This is a genomic window from Streptomyces aureus, assembly GCF_000725495.1.
In the GTDB taxonomy this organism is placed as follows: Bacteria; Actinomycetota; Actinomycetes; order Streptomycetales; family Streptomycetaceae; genus Streptomyces; species Streptomyces aureus_B.
The window spans coordinates 117066-143211 of record NZ_JNZD01000023.1; the positions used below are offsets into that span (position 1 = coordinate 117066).

General features: G+C 73.1%; 21 protein-coding genes. 14 read left to right on the top strand and 7 right to left on the bottom strand.

Annotated features, from left to right (window positions below; all coding sequences use genetic code 11):
- Positions 1-94: 94 nt before the first annotated feature.
- The 11 genes from hisI to lgt all read left to right on the top strand — a co-directional run bounded on the left by hisI (position 95) and on the right by lgt (position 9817).
- Positions 95-508 (top strand): phosphoribosyl-AMP cyclohydrolase, encoded by a 414-nt coding sequence (hisI, locus tag IO36_RS25835; RefSeq protein WP_037623349.1) that lies wholly within the window; start codon positions 95-97, stop codon positions 506-508.
- 11 nt (positions 509-519) lie between these two features.
- Positions 520-2007, top strand: coding sequence for an anthranilate synthase component I (locus tag IO36_RS25840; protein WP_037623350.1), 1488 nt, complete (start codon positions 520-522; stop codon positions 2005-2007).
- Positions 2008-2224: 217 nt separating this feature from the next.
- Entirely contained in the window at positions 2225-2878 is a 654-nt protein-coding gene (locus tag IO36_RS25845) for a TIGR02234 family membrane protein (protein WP_037623351.1), read from the top strand.
- Between the two features lie 157 nt (positions 2879-3035).
- A complete protein-coding gene (locus IO36_RS25850) occupies positions 3036-3281 on the top strand; it encodes an HGxxPAAW family protein (protein ID WP_037623352.1) in 246 nt (81 codons plus the stop codon).
- 93 nt (positions 3282-3374) lie between these two features.
- On the top strand, positions 3375-3824 hold the full coding sequence (locus IO36_RS25855; protein WP_037623353.1) for a DUF2752 domain-containing protein: 450 nt from the start codon (positions 3375-3377) through the stop codon (positions 3822-3824).
- Between the two features lie 165 nt (positions 3825-3989).
- Positions 3990-4799 carry an indole-3-glycerol phosphate synthase TrpC gene (gene trpC / locus IO36_RS25860; protein ID WP_037623354.1) on the top strand — a complete coding sequence of 270 codons (810 nt, stop codon included), beginning with the start codon at positions 3990-3992 and terminating at the stop codon, positions 4797-4799.
- A gap of 208 nt (positions 4800-5007) precedes the next feature.
- The gene (gene trpM / locus IO36_RS49215; protein ID WP_078943438.1) at positions 5008-5220 is read left to right on the top strand and encodes a tryptophan biosynthesis modulator TrpM; all 213 of its coding nucleotides are present in this window, start codon (positions 5008-5010) and stop codon (positions 5218-5220) included.
- Between the two features lie 315 nt (positions 5221-5535).
- Entirely contained in the window at positions 5536-6828 is a 1293-nt protein-coding gene (gene trpB, locus IO36_RS25865) for a tryptophan synthase subunit beta (protein WP_037623355.1), read from the top strand.
- Positions 6825-7640, top strand: a complete 816-nt coding sequence (gene trpA / locus IO36_RS25870) for a tryptophan synthase subunit alpha (protein WP_037623356.1) — start codon at positions 6825-6827, stop codon at positions 7638-7640. Before trpB ends, trpA begins: the two co-directional genes overlap by 4 nt.
- Positions 7641-7792: 152 nt before the next feature.
- Positions 7793-8569 carry a DsbA family protein gene (locus IO36_RS25875; RefSeq protein WP_037623357.1) on the top strand — a complete coding sequence of 259 codons (777 nt, stop codon included), beginning with the start codon at positions 7793-7795 and terminating at the stop codon, positions 8567-8569.
- A 117-nt stretch (positions 8570-8686) separates the two neighbouring features.
- Positions 8687-9817, top strand: a complete 1131-nt coding sequence (lgt, locus tag IO36_RS25880; RefSeq protein ID WP_078943439.1) for a prolipoprotein diacylglyceryl transferase — start codon at positions 8687-8689, stop codon at positions 9815-9817.
- A 156-nt stretch (positions 9818-9973) separates the two neighbouring features.
- On the opposite strand, the gene IO36_RS25885 is transcribed toward lgt, so the two are convergent.
- From IO36_RS25885 to IO36_RS25915, 7 genes are all read right to left on the bottom strand, one after another.
- Positions 9974-10819, bottom strand: a complete 846-nt coding sequence (locus IO36_RS25885) for an HpcH/HpaI aldolase/citrate lyase family protein (RefSeq protein WP_037623359.1) — start codon at positions 10817-10819, stop codon at positions 9974-9976.
- Positions 10816-12018, bottom strand: coding sequence for a CaiB/BaiF CoA transferase family protein (locus tag IO36_RS25890; RefSeq protein ID WP_037623360.1), 1203 nt, complete (start codon positions 12016-12018; stop codon positions 10816-10818). Before IO36_RS25890 ends, IO36_RS25885 begins: the two co-directional genes overlap by 4 nt.
- On the bottom strand, positions 12015-12908 hold the full coding sequence (gene rbsK / locus IO36_RS25895) for a ribokinase (RefSeq protein ID WP_037623361.1): 894 nt from the start codon (positions 12906-12908) through the stop codon (positions 12015-12017). The genes IO36_RS25890 and rbsK overlap by 4 nt, the downstream gene beginning before the upstream one ends.
- Positions 12905-14269: an ADP-ribosylglycohydrolase family protein gene (locus IO36_RS25900; RefSeq protein WP_037623362.1), complete on the bottom strand. Its 1365-nt coding sequence runs from the start codon at positions 14267-14269 to the stop codon at positions 12905-12907. Before IO36_RS25900 ends, rbsK begins: the two co-directional genes overlap by 4 nt.
- Positions 14257-15426: an ADP-ribosylglycohydrolase family protein gene (locus IO36_RS25905; protein WP_037623363.1), complete on the bottom strand. Its 1170-nt coding sequence runs from the start codon at positions 15424-15426 to the stop codon at positions 14257-14259. Before IO36_RS25905 ends, IO36_RS25900 begins: the two co-directional genes overlap by 13 nt.
- 7 nt (positions 15427-15433) lie before the next feature.
- The gene (locus IO36_RS25910) at positions 15434-16573 is read right to left on the bottom strand and encodes an ADP-ribosylglycohydrolase family protein (RefSeq protein WP_051900953.1); all 1140 of its coding nucleotides are present in this window, start codon (positions 16571-16573) and stop codon (positions 15434-15436) included.
- Positions 16574-17313: 740 nt separating this feature from the next.
- Positions 17314-18435 (bottom strand): ADP-ribosylglycohydrolase family protein, encoded by a 1122-nt coding sequence (locus tag IO36_RS25915; protein WP_245173488.1) that lies wholly within the window; start codon positions 18433-18435, stop codon positions 17314-17316.
- 273 nt (positions 18436-18708) lie between these two features.
- On the opposite strand from IO36_RS25915, the gene IO36_RS25920 reads away from it, so the two are divergent.
- The 3 genes from IO36_RS25920 to IO36_RS25930 all read left to right on the top strand — a co-directional run bounded on the left by IO36_RS25920 (position 18709) and on the right by IO36_RS25930 (position 25883).
- Positions 18709-19440 carry a VIT1/CCC1 transporter family protein gene (locus tag IO36_RS25920; RefSeq protein WP_037623364.1) on the top strand — a complete coding sequence of 244 codons (732 nt, stop codon included), beginning with the start codon at positions 18709-18711 and terminating at the stop codon, positions 19438-19440.
- A 397-nt stretch (positions 19441-19837) separates the two neighbouring features.
- On the top strand, positions 19838-24430 hold the full coding sequence (gene gltB, locus IO36_RS25925; protein WP_078943441.1) for a glutamate synthase large subunit: 4593 nt from the start codon (positions 19838-19840) through the stop codon (positions 24428-24430).
- Positions 24423-25883: a glutamate synthase subunit beta gene (locus IO36_RS25930; RefSeq protein ID WP_037623366.1), complete on the top strand. Its 1461-nt coding sequence runs from the start codon at positions 24423-24425 to the stop codon at positions 25881-25883. The genes gltB and IO36_RS25930 overlap by 8 nt, the downstream gene beginning before the upstream one ends.
- Positions 25884-26146 lie beyond the last annotated feature (263 nt).

The window sequence follows — 26146 nt, forward strand, 5'->3', positions numbered from 1 at the left end:
GGGACCCGCTCCAGCCCCGCCTGTGGACGGCCGGTGGGGTCCGGCCTGTGGACAACGGCCGGGAGCGACGGCCCGGCGCGGCACAATGGCACGCATGACCAGCACGCCTCCCGCCAGCAGCCTGGACCCCGAGATCGCCGCCCGCCTCAAGCGCAGCGCCGACGGACTCGTCCCCGCCATCGCCCAGCAGTACGACACCGGTGAGGTGCTGATGCTCGGCTGGATGGACGACGAGGCACTGCACCGCACCCTCACCACGGGCCGCTGCACGTACTGGTCGCGCAGCCGCCGGGAGTACTGGGTCAAGGGCGACACCTCGGGCCACTTCCAGCACGTCGTGTCCGTGGCCCTGGACTGCGACGCCGACACCCTGCTGGTGCGCGTCGACCAGGTCGGCGCCGCCTGCCACACCGGCGCCCGCACGTGCTTCGACGCGGACGTGCTGCTCAAGGACTCCGGCCACGAGGCAGGGAGCGCCGGTTCCGGCGCACCGGCCGGGAATCAGTAAGGTCAGCCGCCATGGATCTCGAGACGTTCCGCAAGCTGGCCACCGACCGCCGCGTCATCCCCGTCAGCCGCAAACTGCTCGCCGACGGCGACACACCGGTCGCGCTCTACCGCAAACTGGCCGCCGAGCGCCCCGGCACGTTCCTGCTCGAATCCGCGGAGAACGGCCGCACCTCCCTGTCCTGGTCGCGCTACTCCTTCGTGGGCGTCCGCTCCGCCGCGACCCTCACCGAGCGGGACGGACAGGCGCACTGGCTCGGCACCCCGCCCGTCGGCGTCCCCGTGGACGGCGACCCGCTCGCGGCCCTGCGCGCCACCATCGAGGCGCTGCACACCCCCGGGACCGAGGGACTGCCCCCGTTCACCGGCGGCATGGTCGGCTACCTGGGGTACGACATCGTGCGCCGCCTGGAGAAGATCGGACCCGGCGAACGGGACGACCTGAACCTGCCCGAGCTGACCATGCTGCTCACCAGCGACCTCGCCGTCCTGGACCACTGGGACGGCTCGGTCCAGCTCATCGCCAACGCGATCAACCACAACGACCTGGACACCGGCGTCGACGAGGCATACGCGGACGCCGTCGCCCGGCTCGACGCGATGGAGGCCGACCTCTCGCGCGCGGTGTCCCAGCCGCCCGCGGCGCTCCCGCCCTCCGAACTCCCCGAGTACACCGCGCTCTGGGGCGGCCCCGACTTCCAGGAGGCCGTCGAGGACATCAAGGAGCGCATCCGGGCCGGCGAGGCCTTCCAGGTCGTCCCGTCCCAGCGCTTCGAAACCCCGTGCACGGCCAGCGCGTTGGACGTCTACCGAGTCCTGCGCGCGACCAACCCCTCGCCGTACATGTACCTGTTCCGCTTCGACGGCTTCGACGTCGTCGGCTCCTCCCCGGAAGCCCTGGTCAAGGTCGAGGGCGGACAGGCCATGGTCCACCCCATCGCGGGCACCCGGCCGCGCGGCGCGACCGTCCAGGACGACCAGGCACTCGCCGACGAACTGATCGCCGACCCCAAGGAGCGCGCCGAGCACCTCATGCTCGTCGACCTCGGGCGCAACGACCTAGGACGGGTCTGCGAGCCCGGTTCCGTCGAGGTCGTCGACTTCATGTCCATCGAGCGGTACTCGCACGTGATGCACATCGTCTCCACCGTCACCGGCCGGGTCGCCGCCGGCCGCACGGCCTTCGACGTGCTCACCGCCTGCTTCCCCGCCGGCACCCTCTCCGGCGCCCCCAAGCCCCGCGCGATGCAGATCATCGACGAACTGGAGCCCTCCCGGCGCGGGTTGTACGGCGGCTGCGTCGGCTATCTCGACTTCGCCGGCGACTCCGACACCGCCATCGCCATCCGGACGGCCCTGCTGCGCGACGGCACTGCCTATGTCCAGGCCGGCGCCGGCATCGTCGCCGACTCGGTCCCCGAGGCCGAGGACGACGAGTGCCGCAACAAGGCGGCGGCGGTCCTGCGCGCGGTCCACACGGCCAACCGGCTCGGAGGCTAGGGCCTGTCCGATCCGGCCCCGGACTTGGCCGGGGGCTCGCTCTGAGCGCCTTCGTCGTACGCCCCGGCCGTACGACGGCTGTCCCCTGCCTGTTCGCGGGCTGTCCTGCGGCTGTGCATGGGCCCGGCACAGGGTCCCGCCGTATCACCGGCCGTGCGGCCGATAGGACGAGCGTCACGCAACCCCGGATGACGGTTCGCCCGGGGTTCAGGCGATAGTGGGGTCTGTGACTGCTGTACCTCACCCCCGATCCGAAGCCGCGGGACCCGTCCGGTCCGGCCGCCGCAGCCTTGCCGTGACCCTGCTGAGCGGCGCGCTCGGCGCGGCCGTGGCCCTGCTCGCCACCCGGCAGAGCTGGGCGCGGGGGCACGCGACCGTGGCCGGCGGCGACTTCCCGCTGACCGTCAAGGGCAGCGACGTCACGGGTGTGCCCGCGGCGCTCGCGATAGTCGGCCTCGCCGCGCTCGTCGCCGTCTTCGCCGTCCGCCGCTCCGGCCGCCTCCTGGTCTCCGCGCTGCTCGCGCTCTCCGGCGCCGGCATCGTCGTCGCCGCCGTCCTCGGCGCGGACGGCGGGTCCGCCCTCGACGACCGGGCCGCCGCCGCCTCCGGCAACACCGCCGCCACCGCGGCCGGACTCAGCCACACCCTGTGGCCCTACGTCGCCGCGGCGGGAGGCGCGCTCATCCTGCTGGCCGGCCTGCTCGCGCTGCGCCACGGCCGCTCGTGGCCCGCCATGTCCGGCCGCTACGAGCGGGACGGCCGGCCCCGGCCCCGCAAGCCCAAGCCGGTCGACCCGGACCGCCCCGAGGACCTCTGGAAGGCCCTCGACCGCGGCGAGGACCCCACCGGCCCGGACCCGGCCGGAACCTAGGTCCCACGTATGCGGGCCCGGGCCCGGTCGCGGTCGTCGTGACCGGGCCGGGCTCCCCGCGCACGCGGTGACCCCGCGCTCACACCCCGCCCCGGCGTACGGGACAATGAACGTGAGCGTCCGACTCACACACGCACACAGCAACGAGGAGCAAGTCATGGCGGGCAGCAGCCACGGTCACACCCCGGCCGCCTGGACCGGTGTCATCATCGCCTTCATCGGTTTCTGCGTCGCCGGCGCCTTCATGGTCAAGGCCGAGCCGCTGGGCTTCTGGGCCGGCATGGTCGTCGTCGCCCTCGGCGGTGTCGTGGGCCTGATCATGCGCAGCATGGGTCTCGGCCAGCCGAAGCCGGTCGCGCACCCCGCGAACGCGGCGCACTCGACCGTCGGCGCCGACGCCTGACCCACCGAGGTCCCGCCCGAGGCGGTCCCGGCAGATCCGCCGGGGCCGCCTCTCGCGTACCCGGGCGAGCGCCCGCCCCGGGCGGAGGGCAGAATGCGTCGCGTGAACGCCGAAATCCAGAGCGTGACCCGGCCCGGGCGGGACACGGGCGTCCTGCGACGCCTCGCCGTTCCCGGCGGGCTGCTCGCGGTCGTCGCCGGGGCCTTCGCATACGTCGGGACCGTCGACCCGAACCAGCCCGGCCACTATCCCGTCTGCCCGCTGTTCCGGCTCACCGGCCTGTACTGCCCCGGCTGCGGCGGCCTGCGCAGCGCGCACGCCTTCGCGCACGGGGACCTCGCCACGGCGCTCACGGACAACGCGCTCGCCGTCGGCGGGTACCTGGCCTTCGCCGTGCTGTGGTCCGTCTGGGTGATCCGCGTGCTGCGCGGACGGCCGGTCCGGCTCGAGGCCGGACGGGTCCACCTGTGGGTCCTCGGCGCGTTGGTGCTGGTCTTCACCGTTGTCCGGAACCTTCCGTCCGGCGGCTGGCTGCACCCTTGATCATCTGGCAACTGTCCAGGTAATGGGACCGGCGTCAACCGGATGCGAGGGCTAAGCCTTCCTCCGGATACCATCGCAGTGACGCGACTTTTCCGTCAGAGGCGGCGAACCCGGGTCGCCGTCCGACCGCCACCACCGTCCACCGCAGGGAAGGGGGCCGCTCGCGTGAGTGTGCTCGACGAGATCATCGACGGAGTCCGTGCCGACCTCGCGGAGCGGCAGGCGCGCGTCAGCCTCGACGAGCTCAAGGAGCGCGCGGCGAAGGCTCCGGCTGCCAAGGACGGCGTGGCCGCCCTGCGCGGCGACGGCGTCAAGGTCATCTGCGAGGTCAAGCGGTCCAGCCCGTCCAAGGGCGCGCTCGCCGCGATCGCCGACCCCGCCGCCCTGGCCGCCGACTACGAGGCGGGCGGCGCGGCCGTCATCTCCGTCCTCACCGAACAGCGCCGCTTCGGCGGTTCGCTCGCCGACCTCGAGGCCGTCCGCGCCCGCGTGGACGTCCCGGTGCTGCGCAAGGACTTCATCGTCACGTCGTACCAGCTGTGGGAGGCCCGCGCGTACGGTGCCGACCTGGCCCTGCTGATCGTCGCGGCCCTGGAACAGCCCGCCCTGGAGTCCCTCATCGAGCGGGCCGAGTCCATCGGGCTCACCCCGCTGGTCGAGGTGCACGACGAGGACGAGGTCGAGCGGGCCGTGGACGCCGGCGCGAAGATCATCGGTGTCAACGCGCGCAACCTGAAGACGCTGAAGGTCGACCGTTCGACCTTCGAGCGGGTCGCCCCCGAGATCCCCGACGAGCTCGTCAAGATCGCCGAGTCCGGGGTCCGCGGGCCGCACGACCTCATCGCCTACGCCAACGCCGGCGCCGACGCGGTCCTGGTGGGCGAGTCCCTCGTCACCGGCCGCGACCCGCGGACCGCCGTCTCCGACCTGGTGGCGGCCGGCGCCCACCCCGCCCTGCGGCACGGACGGGACTGACCCGCCGGTGCCCGCTCCGACCCCCGCCACCGCCGTACCCCGTCCGGGCCAGTGCCCCGACGGGGTGCCGGCGCGCGCCGGGTCGACCCTGCCCCCGGGAACGCTCCCGAGGGCGCGTACCGGGTCACCCGTACCCGCCGCGCAGGGCGACGGTCCCTCTCCTTCGGCCGGGCACCTTCCCGGCGAGACGCACGCCGAGCGTGCCGCCGTGCCGTCCGGTGCCGTGCTCCCCGCCTGCTCGGCGGCGCGTGACCCGTACGCCCGCCTCGCCCGCGGCTGCCGGCCGCGCGGCTGCCGTGCGCCCGCACGCCGGGTGCACGGGCGCCGGGTCCGTTACGTCATCGGCGACGAGCCGGGTCAGGTCAACGGCATGCGATGGCCCGGGCGCGTACGCGCGCTCACGCCCTCCCCGGCCAGGTAACCCGCACGGGTGAACCCGGCCGTGTCCTGGTCCACCGCACCGCGGTGACCGGGCAGAGTCCACCGCACACGTGGACCGGACCGGCACCACGCCCCGCGTGGACCGGGCCGCGTCCCTCCCGCACCGGGACCGAGCCGGAATCCGGCACACCCCGGTCCCCCGACGGCACGTCCGTCGGGCGCGCGGGCGACACGGCGGCGGGACGGGCGGTGTCACCGGCCGACCCGGCCGGTGCGCGGGAGCGCGGGTGCGTCCGGTTTCAGTGACCCTGTCCGATCCCGTGACCGGGGCGAGTCGCCCCTGCGAGGTATCCGCATGCCCAGCGAGTTCTTCATTCCCGACCCCGACGGCCAAGTCCCCAGCGCCGAAGGCTATTTCGGCGCGTTCGGCGGCAAGTTCATCCCGGAGGCGCTGGTCGCCGCCGTGGACGAGGTCGCCGTCGAGTACGACAAGGCGAAGGCCGACCCCGAGTTCGCCCGCGAGCTCGACGACCTGCTCGTCCACTACACCGGACGCCCGAGCTCCCTCACGGAGGTGCCGCGCTTCGCCGAACACGCCGGCGGCGCACGGATCTTCCTCAAGCGCGAGGACCTCAACCACACCGGGTCCCACAAGATCAACAACGTGCTCGGCCAGGCCCTGCTGACCCGGCGCATGGGCAAGACCCGTGTGATCGCCGAGACCGGCGCCGGTCAGCACGGTGTCGCCACGGCCACCGCCTGCGCCCTCTTCGGCCTCGAGTGCACCATCTACATGGGCGAGATCGACACCCAGCGCCAGGCGCTGAACGTGGCCCGGATGCGCATGCTCGGCGCCGAGGTCATCGCCGTGAAGTCCGGCTCGCGCACCCTGAAGGACGCCATCAACGAGGCGTTCCGCGACTGGGTCGCCAACGTCGACCACACCCACTACCTGTTCGGCACCGTCGCCGGCCCGCACCCCTTCCCCGCCATGGTCCGCGACTTCCACCGGGTCATCGGCGTGGAGGCCCGCCGGCAGATCCTGGAGCGCGCCGGACGGCTGCCCGACGCCGCGATCGCCTGTGTGGGCGGCGGCTCCAACGCCATCGGCCTCTTCCACGCCTTCATCCCCGACGCCGATGTGCGCCTGATCGGCTGCGAGCCCGCCGGGCACGGCGTGGAGACCGGCGAGCACGCGGCGACCCTGACCGCCGGCGAACCCGGCATCCTGCACGGCTCGCGGTCCTACGTCCTCCAGGACGAGGAGGGCCAGATCACCGAGCCCTACTCGATCTCGGCCGGACTGGACTACCCGGGCATCGGCCCCGAGCACTCCTACCTCAAGGACAGCGGCCGCGGCGAGTACCGCGCGGTCACCGACGACGCCGCCATGCAGGCCCTGCGGCTGCTCTCGCGCACCGAGGGCATCATCCCGGCCATCGAGAGCGCCCACGCGCTGGCCGGGGCCCTGGAGGTCGGCAAGGAGCTCGGCAAGGACGGGCTGATCGTCGTCAACCTGTCCGGGCGCGGCGACAAGGACATGGATACGGCCGCCCGTTACTTCGGCCTGTACGACAACGGCGTGGACGCGGTCGTCGCGGCGGACGCCGACAGCGAGAACGCGGAGATCGAGGGGGACGCCAAGTGAGCGGCAACATCCGGCTGTTGAGCGACACCCTGGCCGGCGCGAAGGCCGAGGGCCGCTCCGCCCTCATCGCGTACCTGCCGGCCGGCTTCCCCACCGTCGACGGCGGCATCGCGGCGGTCAAGGCCGCCTTCGACGGCGGCGCCGACGTCGTCGAGGTCGGGCTGCCGCACAGCGACCCGGTCCTGGACGGCCCCGTCATCCAGACCGCCGACGACATCGCCCTGCGCGGCGGCGTCAGGATCGCCGACGTGATGCGGACCGTCCGGGAGGCCTTCGAGGCCACCGGAAAGCCCGTCCTCGTGATGACGTACTGGAACCCGATCGACCGCTACGGGGTCGAGCGCTTCACCGCCGAGCTCGCCGAGGCGGGCGGCGCCGGCTGCATCCTGCCCGACCTGCCCGTCCAGGAGTCGGCGCTGTGGAGGGAGCACGCCGAGAAGCACGGCCTCGCGACCGTGTTCGTCGTCGCCCCCAGCAGCAAGGACGCCCGCCTCGCCGAGATCACCGCGGCCGGCAGCGGCTTCGTGTACGCGGCCTCCCTGATGGGGGTCACCGGGACCCGGGAGTCGGTCGGCAACCAGGCCCAGGACCTGGTGGCTCGCACCAAGGCCACCACCGAGCTGCCCGTCTGCGTCGGCCTCGGCGTCTCGAATGCGGAGCAGGCCGCCGAGGTGGCCGGCTTCGCCGACGGCGTGATCGTCGGCTCGGCGTTCGTGAAGCGGATGCTGGACGCGCCGGACGAGGCCGCCGGCCTCGAAGCCGTACGGGACCTCGCCGCCGACCTCGCCAAGGGCGTGCGCACGAGGGCCTGACGGGAGCGGCGCGGCGGATCCGTCCGGGCTCGACCGGCGGCCGTACGCGCACGGTGGGGCGGATCCGTACACGACGCGGGATCCGCTCACCCGAACGGGTGGACCTTGGACCGGGGAGGCGCGCTGCGCCTCCCCGGTTCGTTCTGCCGGATGTGAGCGAGAAGAACCGTGACGGAAAGCGCAACGCCCGCGAGCGGCTGGCGGTCGAGCGAGAGAAGCAGAAGGCCGCGGACAAGCGCCGCCGCGCGCTGATCGTGGGGGCGTCGGTGATCTGCGTCCTCGGCCTGGCCGCCGTGATCGGCGTGGTGGCCGCCAACTCGGGCAAGGACAAGAAGAGCGACACCTCGGGCCCGGTCGTCTCGCCCTCGGGTGCCACCGGCAAGGACAGTCTCGCGATCCCCGTCGGCAAGGACGGCGCCAAGTCGACCCTCACGGTGTGGGAGGACTTCCGCTGCCCGGCCTGCCAGGCCTTCGAGACGGCCTACCGCCCGACGATCCACGAGCTGACCGACTCCGGGCAGCTGAAGGTCGAGTACCACCTCGTCACCCTGATCGACGGGAACATGGGCGGCAGCGGTTCCCGCAAGGCCGCCAACGCCGCGGCCTGCGCCCAGGACGCCGGGAAGTTCCGCGACTACCACGACGTGCTGTACGAGAACCAGCCCAAGGAGACCGACGACGCCTTCGCCGACAACGCCAAGCTCATCGAGCTGGCCGGCAAGGTCCCGGGCCTCGACACCCCGGCCTTCCGCGCCTGCGTGAACGACGGCACCCATGACAGCTGGGTCCAGAAGTCGCACGCCGCGTTCCAGGCCGGCGGCTTCACGGGCACCCCGACCGTGCTCCTGGGCGGCAAGAACATCTACGCGGACCAGTCGATGACCCCCGCCAAGCTCAAGCAGATGGTCGAGGCGGCCAACAAGGGCTGAGCCGGTCACGCGCTCCGGCGCCCCCGCCTTTCGGCGGCCGGGGGCGCCGCACGTTATGGACCCGTTGCGGGGCCGCCCGCCGTGGGCGGCGTCCGGCACGGTAGCGTCGACCTTGCCATGGAACTTGCCTACATTCCCAGCCCGTCGCACGGTGTGCTGCACCTCGGCCCCATTCCGCTGCGCGGCTACGCGTTCTGCATCATCATCGGCGTCTTTCTGGCCGTCTGGCTCGGCAACAAGCGCTGGATCGCCCGGGGAGGGCGGTCCGGCACGGTGGCCGACATCGCGGTCTGGGCCGTGCCCTTCGGCCTGGTCGGCGGCCGCCTCTACCACGTGATCACGGACTACGAGCTGTACTTCAGCGAGGGCCGTGACTGGGTGGACGCCTTCAAGGTCTGGCAGGGCGGGCTCGGCATCTGGGGCGCCATCGCCCTCGGTGCGCTGGGCGCCTGGATCGGGTGCCGCCGCCGCGGTATCCCGCTGCCCGCCTGGGCCGACGCCGTGGCACCGGGCATCGCCTTCGCCCAGGCGTGCGGACGCTGGGGCAACTGGTTCAACCAGGAGCTGTACGGCAAGCCGACCGACGTTCCGTGGGCGCTGCACATCACGTCCTCCACGGACGGCCGCGTCCCCGGGTACTACCACCCGACCTTCCTGTACGAGTCCCTGTGGTGCGTCGGCGTCGGCTTCCTGGTCATCTGGGCCGACCGCCGCTTCAAGCTCGGCCATGGACGCGCCTTCGCCCTGTACGTCGCCGCCTACTGCGTCGGCCGGGGCTGGATCGAGTACATGCGGGTCGACGACGCCCACCACATCCTGGGTCTGCGTCTGAACGACTGGACCGCGATGGTGGTCTTCGTCCTCGCGGTGGCCTACATCGTGATCTCGTCCCGGCTGCGTCCGGGCCGGGAGGAGATCGTGGAGCCGGGGGCCGCCGAGGACGCCCCGGCCGAGGGCGAAGCGTCCGCCTCCGCCGAGGACGCGGCCGACGACAAGGCCGACGACAAGGCCGAGGGCAAGAGCGAGGCCGAGGCCGCCGGGGACAAGACCGGGGGCAAGGCCGAGAGCGACGCCGGCGCGAGCGGGGACACGGACGAGTCCGTCGACCTCGGCAAGGAGAGCGCCACCGGGTCCGCCGAGCCGGAGCCCTCGGACTCCACCGGGTCCGCCTCCGCGTCGGAGTCCGAGGAGGAGTCCGGGGCCGGGACCGTGGCGCGGGACGAGGCCGGGTCCGCCAAGAAGAGCTGAGTTCTCCTCGTACACCCGAAGGGGGCGCCGCGTCCGGGACGCGGCGCCCCCTTCGTGCTGCCTCCGTACTGCCCGCCGTACCGCCCCGCAACGCCTCGCCCCGGACCAGGCCGGACCAGGCCGGACCGGGCCGCGCCGTCCGGGCCGCGCCCGGTCTCAGGTCCCGGCCAGGCGTTCGGCGAGGGCCAGGGTGCGGCGCGCGCCCGCGACCACCGCCGCGTCGATGAACCGGCCGTCCGGCAGGGCCTGCGCGCCCGGATCGGCCGCCGCCGCCCGGACGACCGCCTCGGCGGAGTCCACCTCGGCCGGGGTGGGAAGGTAGGCCCGCTCGATGATCGGGAGCTGGCGGGGGTGGATCGCCGCGCGTCCGAGGAAGCCGAGGGCCCGGCCGCGCGCACAGGACGAGGCCAGCCCCTCGACGTCGCGGATGTCGGGATAGACCGACTGGGCCGGCGGGGGCAGCCCCGCCGCCCGCGCGGCCACGACCAGGCGCGCCCGGGACCAGTCGAGGCCCGCCTCGTCGCGGACGCCGAGGTCGGCCCGCAGATCGCTCTCGCCGAGCGAGATCCCGCGCAGCGCGCCGTGGGACGAGGCGATGGAGTACGCCTGCTCGATGCCGAGAGCCGACTCCAGCAGGGCGTAGAGGGGGATCGTGCCGCCCTCCGCCGGGGTCGCGTTCGCCGCCACCCGGACGACGTCGTGCCGCGAGGTCACCTTCGGCAGCCGCAGACCCGACAGCCCGCGCAACGGCGAGAGGGTCTTCAGGTCGGCGTCGCAGTAGGGGCCGTCGAGGGCGTTGACCCGGACGTGCACCGGGACGGGCGGTTCCTCGGCGAGCAGGTCGGCGGTGGCCGAGCGGGCGTACTCCTTGCGGTGCGGGGCGACCGCGTCCTCCAGGTCGACGAGGACGACGTCCGCCCCGGAGGCCAGGGCCTTGGCCACCACCTCGGGCCGGTCGCCCGGCGCGTACAGCCAGGTCAGCGGCAGCAGGTCCGGGGTCACAGCGCCCCCTCCGCCCTCAGTGCCTCGATCTCGGGCGCCGTCAGTCCGAGTTCACCGAGCACGGCGTCGGTGTCCGCGCCGTGCGGGCGGCCCGCCCAGCGGATGGCGCCGGGGGTGGCGGAGAGCCGGAAGAGGACGTTCTGCATGCGCAGCGGACCCAGTTCCGGGTCGTCGACCCGGGTGACGGTGTCCAGGGCCTGGTACTGCGGATCGCTCATGACGCCCCGGACGTCCTGGACGGGCGCGATCGCGGCCTCGGCCTTCTCGAAGGCGGCGAGGACCTCGTCCTGGGTGCGTTCGGCGATCCACGCGCCCACCGCGCCGTCGAGGACGTCGGCGTGCCGGGCCCGGTCCGCGCCGGTCGCGAACCACGGCTCGTCGATCACGTCGGGGCGGCCCACCAGTCGCATCACCCGCTCGGCCACGGACTGCGCCGACGTCGAGACGGCGACCCAGGAGCCGTCGGCGGTCCGGTAGGTGTTGCGGGGCGCGTTGTTCGCCGAGCGGTTGCCGGTGCGCGGCTGGACGTGGCCCAGCTGGTCGTACCAGATCGGCTGCGGGCCGAGGACGGTCAGGATCGGCTCGATGATCGCCATGTCGACCACCTGGCCCTCGCCGGTGCGCTCGCGGGCCCGCAGGGCGGCCATCACGGCGTAGGCCGTCGCGAGCCCGGCGATCGAGTCGGCGAGGCCGAACGGCGGGAGGGTCGGCGGCGCGTCCGCCTCCCCGGTGATCGCCGCGAAGCCGCTCATCGCCTCCGCCAGCGTGCCGAAGCCGGGGCGGTGCGCGTAGGGGCCGAACTGGCCGAAGGCGGTGACCCGGGCGAGGACCAGCCGGGGGTTGGCCGCGGACAGCTCCGCCCAGCCGAGATCCCACTTCTCCAGCGTGCCCGGACGGAAGTTCTCGATGATCACGTCGGTGTCGGCGGCGAGCCGGAGCAGGGTCTCCCGGCCGCCGCGCCTGGACAGGTCGAGGGTGATCGTGCGCTTGTTGCGGCCGAGGACCTTCCACCACAGGCCGATGCCGTCCTTCGAGGGCCCGTGCCCCCGGGACGGGTCGGGCTGACGGGGGTGCTCGACCTTGACGACCTGCGCGCCGAAGTCGCCGAGCAGGGTGGCGGCGAGTGGCCCGGCGAACAGGGTCGCGAGGTCGAGGACGCGCAGGCCGTCGAGGGGGCCGCCCTCACCGGGCCCGCTCATGCGCCGGCCTGGGTGTCGATCTCGGCGCGGTACGGCATCGAGGACGTCGCCCCGTGCCGCTGCACCGACAGCGAGGCGGCCGCCGACGCCCACACCATCGCCTCCGACATCTCGCGGCCCTCGGCGAGCGCCACGGCCAGGTTGCCGACGAAGGTGTCGCCGGCTCCGGTGGAGTCCACGGCGGTCACCTTCGGCGAGGGCACCGTGATGGGGTCGGCGCCCCGGGCCGCGTACAGGCTGCCCTCGGCGCCCAGGGTGACGACGACCTCCGGGACCTGTTCGAGCAGTGCCGCGGCGGCCCCCCGCGGGTCGGTGAAGCCGGTGAGCGCGGCGGCTTCGTGCTGGTTGGGCACCAGCAGGTCGATGGCGGACAGCAGCTCGGGGGACAGGAACTGGGCGGGGGCGGGGGTCAGGATCGTCCGGACGCCGTGTCTGCGGGCGGCCTCGGCGCCGGAGAGCACGGCTTCCAGCGGGATCTCCAGTTGCAGGAGCAGCGCGTCGGCGCTGGCGATGAGGCCCTCGTCGCCGGGGGCGAGGGAGGTGACGGTGCCGTTGGCGCCGGGGATGACGACGATCGCGTTGCCGCCCTCGTCGTCCACCACGATGTGCGCGGTGCCGGACGGGCCCTCGGTGGTGCGCAGATGGTCGGTGTTCACGCCGAAATGCTCCAGCGTGGAACGGAGTTGGCTGCCGAAGGAGTCGGCGCCCACCGCGCCGATCAGGGAGACGTCGGCGCCCGCGTGCGCGGCGGCCACCGCCTGGTTCGCGCCCTTGCCGCCGGGGACCGTGCGGAACTCCCGTCCCGTCACGGTCTCCCCGCGCTGCGGGGCCTTGGCGACATACGCGACGAGGTCCATGTTCGTGCTGCCGAGCACGGCGATATGGGTCATGGGCGGACGGTCTCCCGGTGTGTGAGGTGGGCGAGGGCGTCGAATCCGATGCCGTTGAAGTCGGCGACGGAGGTGGCGAGCCGGTTCTTGAGGGGACCGGTGAAGCGGTCGGGCAGCGCGGCGGGGTCGCCCGCGAGCAGGCCGGCGATGCTTCCGGCGGTGGCGCCGTTGGAGTCGGTGTCCAGACCGCCGGACACCGCACGGCAGACGGAGCCGCCGAAGTCGCCGTCCGCGTGGGTGAGGGCGGCGGCGATCAGCGCGGTGTTGGGGACGGCGTGGACCCAGTGGCAGTCCCGGTGGACGGCGTGCAGTTCGTCGACGACGGTGTCGAAGTCCTCGGTCGTACGGGCCAGCCGGACGGCCTGGCGGACCGCACGGGCCAGCCGGGAGCCGGGCGGGACGACCCTCAGCCCGGTGCGCAGACAGGCGTGGACGTCGCTCGTCGCGCCGGCCGCCTCGGCGATGGCGGCGGCCGTGAACATGGCAGCGTAGACGCCGTTGGCCGTGTGGGTGAGGGCGGCGTCGCGGTACGCCTGTTCGGCGGCCCGCGCCGGGTCGCCAGGGTTGGTCCAGCCGTGCACGTCCGCGCGGATCAGGGCGCCGATCCACTCGCGGAAGGGATTGTGGCGCCGGGCGGTGTCCGGGGGCTCGACTCCGCCGAGCAGATTGCGGTAGGCGATGCGTTCCGCGGTGAAGGTACGGCCCGCGGGGAGTTCGTCGAGCCAGAGGCGGGCCACGTCCGCGGTGCTGAAGTCCCGGCCGTACCGCTGGAGCAACAGCAGGTTCAGAAGCGGGTAGTTGAGGTCGTCGTCCTCCGGCATGCCGTCGATGTTCTCGGCCAGCGAGGTGGCGGCGGAGCGCCGGTTCCAGGGGTGGGCGGCCAGCAGCTCCGCGGGGACGCCCCGGGCGGTGAACCAGGTGCGCAGGGGCCAGTTGCCGGAGGCCTTCGCGAGGGCGCGGATCGCCCCGAGGGGGAGCTTCTCCACGGGTTTGCCGAGCAGACAGCCCACGGCCCGGCCGACCCAGGCCGCCTCCAGGCGCAGGGGTCCGGGGGCGGGCACGGGCGCGTACCGAGGGGGCGGCCAGTCCGGGCACTGGGCCTTGATCAGCGCGAGGTCCGTCGGTTCGTCGTCCGCCAGCCGGCCCGGCAGGGCGGCGAGTTCGTCGAGGAGGACGGACGCGAGCCGGCGCAGGGACGGCGAGGCCGGTGCCTCCGACGCGCCCGCGCGCGGCGGGGCGGTCCTGCCGCCCGCCGCGTACCAGCGGGCGGCGACGAGGGAGGGGTCACGGCCGTCCTGCACCGCCTGGTGGAGTTCGTGCCCGAGGAGGTCCTCGGGCTGGACCCAGGTCAGCCGGAGCACGGTGTTCCCGTCAGCGCGGCGTACGCCGCCTCGTGGGCCCGGCGGCGCCGGAGGTCACGGCCGAAGATCTCCCGGGTCACCTCGGCCAGCGTACGCGCCGGGGCGTCCAGGTCGAGGCGGCTGGACTCGGCCACCGTCTTGGCCCAGTCGTGCGGGACCTCGGAGCCCAGCGCTCCCGCGAGGGCGCCGGCCATGGTGGCGATGGAGTCGCAGTCGCGTCCGTAGTTGACCGAACCGAGGACCGCGTGCCGGAAGTCACCGCCGGACACCAGCAACATGCCCAGCGCGACGGGAAGTTCCTCGATGGAGTGGAGCCGGGAGGGGCGCCGGGCGCCGAGGGAGGGGGAGCGGTAGTCGGGGCCGACCGTGTCGAAGGGGGCGACCGCCCGGCGCAGCGGGACGAGCGCCGACTCGAAGTCCGTGTGCCGCGCGGCGACTTCGCAGACCGCCTCGACGGCGGCGCGGGTGCCGTCCTTGGCCAGGGCCAGACACGCGTCGACGACCGAGCGGGGGGTCGCGCCGGGGGAGCAGGCCGCGGCGACGGCCGCCGCGAAGACGCCCGCGGCCTCGCGCCCGTACGAGGACTGGTGGGCACCCGCGACATCGAGCGCCTCGGCGTACGCGCCCGCCGGGTTCGCCGCGTTGACCAGGCCGACGGGCGCCATGTACATCGCCGCACCGCAGTTGACGATGTTGCCGTTGCCGGCCTCGCGGGGGTCGACATGGCCGTAGTGGAGCCGGGCGACCAGCCACTTCTCGGCGAGGAAGATCCGCTGGAGGGGGAGGGCCTCCGCCTCCAGTTCCGGGATCCAGCGGGGGGTCGTCATCAGGTCGGGGACGAGGTGCTCGGCGACCGCGTAGGCGTCGAGGTGGTCGCGCACCCGCGCGTACACCCGTACCAGCGCGTGGGTCATCAGGGTGTCGTCGGTGACGTGCCCGTCGCCCTTGTGGTACGGGGCGATCGGACGGGCGGTGGGCCAGGCGTCGCCGTTCCAGGGGCCGACGACGCCGTGCACACGGCCGCCGTGACGTTCGGTGATCTGCTCGGGGGAGTACCCCTCGACGGGACCGCCGAGCGCGTCGCCGACCGCGGCCCCGACGAGGGCTCCGCCGATCCGTTCGTCGAGGGTTCCCGTTCCTTCTCCTTTGGGCGTCATGCCCGAATCATCCCTCTGGGGCCACCCGTTCCGGGGAATCGAGCGGGTCGGCGCGTCCCGTCGCCTCCAGGAGTTCGGCGAGCGAGATGAGATCGGTGCCGGTCAGCCGGGGCAGCGCGCAGCCGGACAGGGTGCGGCAGGCGTCGCGCCAGGAGCCGGGGACCGCGGCACCGCCGCCGAGCGCGCCGGTGAGCGCGCCCGCCAGCGCGGGGGCCGAGTCGGCGACCCGGGACAGACAGGCGGCGGCCGGGACGGCCTCGGCGATCCGGCCGCGCGCGGCCAGCGCAAGGGCCAGCGCGACGGGCACTGTCTCGGCGGCCGCGATCCCGTAGCTGTAGACGTGGTCGACGATCTGGTGCTCGAGCAGCGGGACCAGCGCGAAGGCGCTCTCGCCGGCGCGGGCGAGCCCGAGGGCGTGCCGGGCGTTGCGGCCGATCTCGGTGGCGGCGGGCAGTTCGGCGAGGGCCGCCTCCGTACAGGTGCCGACGTCGTGCCCGGCGAGGGCGAGCGCCACCGCGGCGGCCATGGCGCGGGCGCCGTGCACACCGTCGCCGTCCTGGGTGTAGCGGGCGTCGAACTCGGCCAGTTCCGCGGCGAGTCGGGGGTCTCCCGGGTGGGCCACGGCGAGCACGCAGGCCCGTACGCAGGCCGCGTCGTCGAAGTAGTGGGGGTTGTCGTGGCCGGTGGCGGGCGGGCGCAGGCCGGTGGCGAGGTTGCCGAGTCCGGCCCGTACCGAGATCCGGGCGCGCAGCGGGAGCAGCGCGGACTCGACCTCGGGGGCGCGGTCCGCGGCGGCGGCGACCTCGCTGGCGACGGCGTTCCAGGACAGGTCGATGGACGCGCGCATCCGGCGCTCCAGGCTCAGATCGCCGAGCGCCGCGGTCTCGCCCGCCCGCAGCACGGCCTCCGCCGCGAACGCCGCCCACTCGGCGTCGTCCGAGGGGCCGAGCCGCAGCGGTTCCGGCGGCTGGTTCAGCGCGATCGGCACCGGCAGGGTCGTCGTCGCGTTCTGCTCCGCGAAGGTGTCGAGCTCGCGGGTCAGCCGCCGGGTCCACTCCGGCATGCGGGCGGCCCGGTGCCGTGCGGCGGGCCAGCCCGCGGCGTCCCCGGCGGCGAGCCCCAGCAGCAGCCCCTCGATCCGCCGCACACCCTTACCGGACGGCGCCGGACGCGCCACGGGCTCCCCGGCCCCGCGACCGAGGGCCGGGCCGGGGTGCGGGGGGTCCGCTTCCGGGGTCGGGCGGGCCGGTGCAGTCGGTGCAGTCGGTGCAGTCGGTGCCGCCGGTGTCGTCGGGGTGCGGGTGGCCGCGGAGGCGGTGCCTTCGCGCGTGCGCCGGGCGTCCAGGGCCCCTTGGTGCGTGTGCTCGCCGGGCCCGGCATCTCCGGTCCCCTCGGGCGTGTGCCCGGCGTCTCGGGCTCCCTGGTGCGTGTGCCCGCCGGGCCTGGCTTCCTCGGTGTCCTCGCGCGTGTGCCCGCCCGGCCCGGCATCTCCGGTCCCCTCGGGCGTGTGCCCGGCGTCTCGGGCTCCCTGGTGCGTGTGCCCGCCGGGCCTGGCTTCTCCGGTGTCCTCGCGCGTGTGCCCGCCGGGCCCGGCTTCTCCGGTGCCTTGGCGCGTGTGCCCGCCCGGCCCGGCGTCTCCGGTCCCCTCGCGTGTGCGCCCGCGGTCTTGGGCTCCCTGGCGCGGGTGCTCGCCCGGCCTGGCTTCCTCGGTGTCCTCGCGCGTGTGCCCGCCCGGCCCGGCATACCCGATGCCCTTACGCAGGGGCCCGCCCGGCCCGGCATCCCCGGTCCCCGGCTCCTCCACCGCGAGGCCCTCCGCCTCGTCCGCTCCCGTGGCCGAGGCGGCGCCGCCCTCGGCGGCGGGATCTTCCCCCAGCAGCCCGGGGCTCACCGGTATACCCCTGCACCGTCGAGAGGCGCCCCGGCCGTGTCCACGGGCGGATCCGTGATCCCGAAGGCGTCGAGCGGAAGGGCCGCGGGTGGTGAGTGCCGCTCGGCGCTCCACTTCTCCCCGTGCTCCGGGGTCAGCAGGTCGGCCACGTCCAGGACGTGGTGGCCCTCCATCGAGGGGAGGCAGCTGCCGCGGGCGGGCCCGACGGCCGCCGCCCACACGGCGGGGATCGCGGACACGCCCCGGCCGGCGCCCGCCAGCGCCCCGGCCACCGCGGCCGTCGTGTCGGCGTCGCGGCCCATGTTCACCGCGGTGAGGACCGCCTCGGCGAACGCCCCGTCCGCCGCCGCGTACGCGCCGAACGCGAGGGCCACGGCCTCGGGGGCCAGATCGGTCCACGGGTAGCCGCCGATGACGACCGCCGAGCGCACCGCGCGCTCGCCCCGGTGCGCCACCGCGACCGCCCGGCGCAGCGAGCGGGCCGTCCAGGAGTCGTCCGGGACGACGGCCAGCGCGGAGGCGACGACCGTGGCGGTGGAGGCGCCCGCCATCGCGGCGGCGACCCCGGCCGCGACGGCCTGGCCGCCGTAGATACCCTCGCCCTCGTGGCTCACCGAGCCGTCGATCGCCACGAGCCGGGCGGCCTCGGCGGGCCGGCCCGCCGCGAAGACGCCGAAGGGGGCCGCGCGCATGGCGAGACCGTCGCTCCAGGCGTGCCGGTGCTGGGCGGAGATGGGCGCCGCGAGCCCCCGGCGGAGGTTCTCCAGCGTGCCGCGCTCGCTGAAGCCGGCGCCGCGGAAGGGCCCCTCGTCGCGGTCCGCGATCCACTGGTGCCAGGCCGACTCGACGTGGGCCACGGTCAGCGCCGAGCCGTGCCGGGCCAGCAGCAGCCCCGAGAAGATGGCGTACTCCGTGTCGTCCGTCCCGGCCGGATGCTCGGCGACGTACCCGGTGATCCGGCCCCAGCGCGCGCGGATCTCCGAGGGCTTCATGTTCTCGGCGGGGGCGCCCAGCGCGTCGCCGACGGCGAGCCCGAGCAGCGCGCCGCGTGCCCTCTCACGCAGGTCGGCGGCGTCCCCGGAGGCCGGGACCGAGGGAATGCAGGCGATGGAAGCCATACGTGCCTCTCCTCTCGGGGTCCCTGCCGGCGTGCGGAATGCGGCGCGCGGAACCCCTCCCGGATGTGTGCCACGTTGGCGGTTGACAAGAGCCTCGAGGGCATCACTGTCACCCGGTCGACATATGTGCATGACATGCCACGGATGAGCACCGAGAGGTAAAAGCGCAGGTTAGCCCAGCCTTTCCTTGCTGGCGGCGGGGAAATTTACGGCGTACTTTCAGGGTTGTCGAAAAGTGGAAACAGTCCAATCAAGCACTCTGGGGGACCCGGCATGGCGATCATCGAGACCGAGGCGACGCTGCACGTTGCGCACCGCGACAACCACACCCACCGCGACGTCAACGGCGGCTGGCTGCGCCCGGCCGTGTTCGGCGCGATGGACGGCCTGGTCTCCAACCTCGCCCTGATGACCGGCGTCGCCGGCGGGGCCGTCTCCCAGCAGACGATCGTCATCACCGGGCTCGCGGGCCTGGCCGCCGGAGCGTTCTCGATGGCCGCCGGCGAGTACACCTCCGTCGCCTCGCAGCGCGAACTCGTCGAGGCGGAACTCGACGTCGAGCGGCGCGAGCTGCGCAAGCACCCCAAGGACGAGGAGCGCGAGCTGGCCGCGCTCTACGAGGCCCGCGGCGTCGAGCCCGAGCTGGCCCGCGAGGTCGCCCGGCAGCTCTCCCGCGACCCCGAGCAGGCCCTGGAGATCCACGCCCGCGAGGAACTCGGCATAGACCCCGGCGACCTGCCCTCCCCGGCCGTCGCCGCCGTCTCCAGCTTCGGCTCGTTCGCACTCGGCGCCCTGCTGCCCGTCCTGCCGTATCTGCTCGGCGCGACCGTGCTGTGGCCGGCGGTGCTGCTCGCCATGATCGGGCTCTTCGCCTGCGGTGCCGTCGTGGCCAAGGTGACCGCACGGTCCTGGTGGTTCAGCGGACTGCGGCAGCTCGCCCTCGGTGGTGCCGCGGCAGGTGTGACGTACGCCCTGGGTGGTTTGTTCGGCGCGGCCGTAGGATGAGGGCTCGATCACCTATGCATGGGACTGCATAAGTAGTTGTTACCCGGCGGTTTCGATTCCGTGGCCGCTGGGAATGAGCCGTAAGCGCCACCGGCAATGACGCCGGGGCCGCGTCTCTCGCGGCGGATCACGACCTCTGCCGCGAACCGGACCGATGGTCATCGATCTGTCCGCTTTAGGTCCCATACTCTCCACCGCCGAAGCGCGTTACCCCCGCCGTGGCTCCCGTGGTGTCCGCATGTTGGAACGCAGTATCCGGTTCCCGAGAACCACTCCATCATGTAACCTGCACGAAATTTTGCACCCAGCAGAGGGCCAACGTCGTCCCTCGGCAGATGTCTCCCCAGCGCCTTCAGAGCCTGGGAGACCCCCCGCCCCGACGACGACGGGAGAGCCGATGCGTACGCCGCGCCAGCCGTCCCAGCACTCCACGAACGACCGGAAGTGGTCCTTCATGGATGCTCGCCCTGCTGCGCAGGGTATGTACGACCCCCGCAACGAAAAGGACGCCTGTGGCGTCGGTTTCGTGGCCACCCTCACCGGCGAGGCGAGCCATGCGCTGGTCGAGCAGGCGCTCACCGTTCTGCGCAACCTGGAACACCGCGGTGCCACCGGCTCCGAGCCCGACTCGGGTGACGGCGCCGGCATCCTGTCCCAGGTCCCGGACGCCTTCCTGCGCGAGGTGGCCGGATTCGAACTCCCCGCAGCCGGTGCGTACGCGGTGGGCATCGCCTTCCTCCCCGAGGACGGCACGGCCGACGCCGTCTCGCGCATCGAGACGATCGCCGCCGAAGAGGGCCTCACCGTCCTCGGCTGGCGCGAGGTCCCGGTCGCCCCCGAACTCCTCGGCGCCACCGCCCGCTCGACGATGCCGGCCTTCCGCCAGATCTTCGTCACCGACGGGGAGAACGAGGGCATCGCCCTCGACCGCAGCGCCTTCGTGCTGCGCAAGCGCGCCGAGCGCGAGGTCGGGGTCTACTTCCCCTCGCTGTCCGCGCGGACCATCGTCTACAAGGGCATGCTGACCACCGGCCAGCTGGAGCCCTTCTTCCCGGACCTGTCCGACCGCCGCTTCGCCTCCGCGATCGCGCTCGTGCACTCCCGGTTCTCCACGAACACCTTCCCGAGCTGGCCGCTCGCCCACCCGTACCGCTTCGTCGCGCACAACGGCGAGATCAACACGGTCAAGGGCAACCGCAACTGGATGGTCGCCCGCGAGTCCCAGCTCGCCTCCGACCTGTTCGGGGACAAGGGCCTGGAGCGGATCTTCCCGGTCTGCACCCCCGACGCCTCCGACTCGGCCTCCTTCGACGAGGTGCTCGAACTCCTGCACCTCGGCGGCCGTTCGCTGCCGCACTCCGTGCTGATGATGATCCCGGAGGCGTGGGAGAACCACGACTCCATGGACCCGGCCCGGCGCGCCTTCTACCAGTTCCACTCCACGATGATGGAGCCCTGGGACGGCCCGGCCTGCGTCACCTTCACCGACGGCACCCAGGTCGGCGCGGTCCTCGACCGCAACGGTCTGCGCCCCGGCCGCTACTGGGTCACCGACGAGGGCCTCGTCGTCCTCGGCTCCGAGGTCGGCGTCCTCGACATCGACCCCGCCAAGGTCGTCCGCAAGGGCCGCCTCCAGCCCGGCAAGATGTTCCTCGTCGACACCGTCGAGCACCGGATCATCGAGGACGACGAGATCAAGGCCGGTCTCGCCGTCGCGAAGCCGTACGCGGACTGGCTGGAAGCCGGCGAGATCGAGCTCTCCGACCTGCCCGAGCGCGAGCACATCGTGCACACCCACGCCTCGGTCACCCGCCGCCAGCAGACCTTCGGCTACACGGAGGAGGAGCTGCGGATCATCCTCGCGCCGATGGCCAAGGCCGCCGCCGAGCCGATCGGCTCGATGGGCACCGACTCGCCGATCGCCGCGCTCTCGCAGCGCCCGCGTCTGCTCTTCGACTACTTCACCCAGCTGTTCGCCCAGGTCACCAACCCGCCGCTGGACGCGATCCGCGAAGAGCTGGTCACCTCCCTGCGCTCCTCGCTGGGCCCCCAGGGCAACCTGCTGGACCCGACGGCCGCCTCCTGTCGCAGCGTCACCCTGCCCTTCCCGGTGATCGACAACGACGAGCTGGCCAAGCTCATCCACATCAACGCCGACGGCGACATGCCCGGCATGAAGGCCGCGACCCTGTCCGGCCTGTACCGGGTCTCCGGCGGAGGCGACTCGCTCGCCGCCCGCATCGAGGAGATCTGCGCCGAGGCCGACGCCGCCATCGAGAACGGCGCCCGCCTGATCGTCCTGTCGGACCGTCACTCCGACGCCGAGCACGCGCCGATCCCCTCGCTGCTGCTCACCGCTGCCGTCCACCACCACCTCATCCGCACCAAGCAGCGCACCCACGTGGGCCTGCTGGTCGAGGCCGGCGACGTCCGCGAGGTCCACCACGTCGCCCTGCTCATCGGCTACGGCGCCGCGGCGGTCAACCCCTACCTGGCCATGGAGTCCGTCGAGGACCTCGTCCGCGCGGGCACCTTCCTGTCCGGCATCGAGGCCGAGCAGGCCATCCGCAACCTGATCTACGCGCTCGGCAAGGGCGTCCTGAAGGTCATGTCCAAGATGGGCATCTCGACCGTCGCCTCCTACCGCGGCGCCCAGGTCTTCGAGGCCGTCGGCCTCGAATCCGCCTTCGTCGAGAAGTACTTCAACGGCACGGCCACCAAGATCGGCGGCGCCGGCCTCGACGTCGTCGCCAAGGAGGTCGCCGCCCGGCACGCCAAGGCCTACCCGGCCTCCGGCATCGCGCCCGCGCACCGTGCCCTGGAGATCGGCGGCGAGTACCAGTGGCGCCGCGAGGGCGAGCCGCACCTGTTCGACCCCGAGACGGTCTTCCGCCTCCAGCACTCGACGCGCTCCGGCAGCTACGAGATCTTCAAGAAGTACACCGACCGCGTCAACGAGCAGTCCGAGCGCCTCATGACGCTGCGCGGTCTGTTCGGCTTCACGTCCGACCGCCCGTCGATCTCCGTCGACGAGGTCGAGCCGGTCTCCGAGATCGTCAAGCGCTTCTCCACCGGCGCCATGTCGTACGGCTCCATCTCCAAGGAGGCGCACGAGACCCTCGCCATCGCCATGAACCAGCTGGGCGGCAAGTCCAACACCGGTGAGGGCGGCGAGGACCCGGACCGTCTGTACGACCCGGCGCGCCGCTCGTCGATCAAGCAGGTCGCCTCCGGTCGCTTCGGCGTCACCTCCGAGTACCTGGTCAACGCCGACGACATCCAGATCAAGATGGCCCAGGGCGCCAAGCCCGGCGAGGGCGGCCAGCTGCCCGGCCACAAGGTCTACCCGTGGGTGGCCAAGACCCGTCACTCGACCCCGGGCGTGGGCCTCATCTCCCCGCCGCCGCACCACGACATCTACTCCATCGAGGACCTGGCTCAGCTGATCCACGACCTCAAGAACGCCAACCCGGCCGCGCGCATCCACGTGAAGCTGGTGTCGGAGGTCGGCGTCGGCACGGTCGCGGCCGGTGTGTCGAAGGCGCACGCGGACGTCGTCCTCATCTCGGGTCACGACGGCGGCACCGGTGCCTCCCCGCTGACCTCGCTCAAGCACGCGGGCGGCCCCTGGGAGCTCGGCCTCGCCGAGACCCAGCAGACCCTGCTGCTCAACGGCCTGCGCGACCGCATCGTCGTGCAGACCGACGGCCAGCTCAAGACCGGCCGCGACGTCGTCATCGCCGCGCTGCTCGGCGCCGAGGAGTTCGGTTTCGCGACCGCGCCGCTCGTCGTCTCCGGCTGCGTCATGATGCGCGTCTGCCACCTCGACACCTGCCCGGTCGGCATCGCCACCCAGAACCCGGTCCTGCGCGACCGCTTCGCCGGCAAGGCCGAGTACGTCGTGAACTTCTTCAAGTTCATCGCCGAGGAAGTCCGCGAGATCCTCGCCGAGCTCGGCTTCCGCAGCATCGAGGAGGCCGTCGGCCACGCCGAGAACCTCGACGTGGAGCGCGCCGTCACCCACTGGAAGGCGCAGGGCCTGGACCTGTCCCCGCTCTTCTACGTGCCCGAGCTGCCCGAGGGCGCGGCCCTGCACCAGGTCGTCCCGCAGGACCACGGCCTGGAGAAGGCGCTCGACAACGAGCTGATCAAGCTCGCCGCCGACGCGCTGGCCGCGGACTCCCAGGCCGACGCCCAGCCGGTCCGCGCCCAGGTCGCGATCCGCAACATCAACCGCACGGTCGGCACCATGCTCGGCCACGAGGTGACGAAGAAGTTCGGTGGCGCGGGCCTGCCCGACGACACCATCGACATCACCTTCACCGGCTCGGCGGGCCAGTCCTTCGGCGCCTTCCTGCCGCGCGGTGTCACGCTGCGCCTGGAGGGCGACGCCAACGACTACGTCGGCAAGGGCCTCTCCGGCGGCCGGGTCGTCGTCCGCCCCGACCGGGGCGCCGACCACCTCGCCGAGTACTCGACGATCGCGGGCAACACCATCGCCTACGGCGCGACCGGCGGCGAGCTGTTCCTGCGCGGCCGCACCGGCGAGCGCTTCTGCGTCCGCAACTCCGGCGCGCTGGTGGTCTCCGAGGGCGTGGGCGACCACGGCTGCGAGTACATGACCGGCGGTCACGCGGTCGTCCTCGGCGAGACCGGCCGCAACTTCGCGGCGGGCATGTCCGGCGGCATCGCCTACGTCATCGACCTCGACCGCGACAACGTGAACGTCGCCAGCGTCGACGCCGTCGAGGCGCTCGACGACGCCGACAAGCAGTGGCTGCACGACGTCGTGCGCCGGCACGCGGAGGAGACCGGCTCCACCGTCGCCGAGAAGCTGCTCGCAGAGTGGCCCACCGCCGTGGAGCGCTTCAGCAAGATCATTCCCAGCACCTACAAGGCAGTGCTCGCCGCCAAGGACGCCGCCGAGCGAGCCGGACTCAACGAGTCCGAGATCACCGAGAAGATGATGGAGGCGGCGACCAATGGCTGATCCCAAGGGCTTTCTGAACCACGGCCGTGAGGTCGCCAGGTCCCGGCCGGTCGAGGAGCGCCTCAAGGACTGGAACGAGGTCTACGTTCCGGGCTCGCTGCTCCCGATCATCTCCAAGCAGGCCTCGCGCTGCATGGACTGCGGCATCCCGTTCTGCCACAACGGCTGTCCGCTGGGCAACCTGATCCCCGAGTGGAACGACTACGCGTACCGCGAGGACTGGGGGGCCGCCTCCGAGCGCCTGCACGCCACGAACAACTTCCCGGAGTTCACGGGCCGGCTGTGCCCCGCTCCGTGCGAGTCCGCGTGTGTGCTCGGCATCAACCAGCCCGCCGTGACCATCAAGAACGTCGAGGTCTCGATCATCGACAAGGCGTGGGACAGCGGCACCGTCGCGGCCCAGGCCCCCGAGCGCCTCTCCGGCAAGACCGTCGCGGTCATCGGTTCCGGCCCCGCCGGTCTCGCCGCCGCCCAGCAGCTCACGCGGGCCGGTCACACGGTCGCGGTGTACGAGCGCGCCGACCGCATCGGCGGTCTGCTGCGCTACGGCATCCCCGAGTTCAAGATGGAGAAGCGGCACATCAACCGCCGCATCGAGCAGATGCGCGCGGAGGGCACCCGCTTCCGCACCGGCATCGAGATCGGCCGCGACCTCAAGGCGACGGACCTGCGCAAGCGGTACGACGCCGTGGTCATCGCCGCCGGCGCCACGACCGCCCGTGACCTGCCCGTCCCCGGGCGGGAGCTGAACGGCATCCACCAGGCCATGGAGTACCTGCCGCTGGCCAACAAGGTGCAGGAGGGCGACTACGTGGCGCCCCCGATCACCGCCGAGGGCAAGCACGTGGTGGTCATCGGCGGCGGCGACACCGGCGCGGACTGCGTGGGCACCGCACACCGCCAGGGCGCGGCCTCGGTCACGCAGCTGGAGATCATGCCGCGGCCGGGCGAGGAGCGGAACCCGGGCCAGCCCTGGCCGACGTTCCCCATGCTCTACAAGGTCACCTCCGCGCACGAGGAGGGCGGCGAGCGCGTCTACGCGGTCTCCACCACCCACTTCGAGGGCGACGAGGACGGCAACGTCCAGTGGCTGCACCTGGTGGAGGTAGAGTTCACCGGCGGCAAGCTGAACCAGAAGCCGGGCACGGAGCGCAAGATCCCCGCCCAGCTGGTGACGCTCGCGATGGGGTTCACCGGCACGGACGTCGAGAACGGCGTGGTCTCGCAGTTCGGCCTGGAGCTCGATGAGCGCGGCAACATCGCCCGCGACGCCGACTTCGCGACCAACGTCCCCGGCGTGTTCGTCGCCGGTGACGCGGGCCGTGGCCAGTCGCTCATCGTCTGGGCCATCGCGGAGGGCCGCTCGGCCGCCCGCGGTGTCGACCGCTTCCTCACCGGAGCGAGCGACCTGCCCGCCCCGATCCGCCCGACGGACCGTTCGCTGACGGTCTGACCCATGGATGCGTGACCGGACAACGGTCACTCGAGACGTCCCGCACAAAGGCGTGCGGAACACGAGACGGCGCCTGCCTCACTGTCCCCGACCGGACGCCCTGGCAGGCGCCGCCGCATGTCCGCACACAGGCGGGGCGGCGACCGCGTGAACCATGCCCCTCGCTAGGGCGTGTTGCGAAAGTCCCGCCTGCCGCGCGACGCCATGCACGCTCCCCCAAGCTCTTCGAGCAGGGGGCACCCCCACTCGCCGCACCGGGCGAA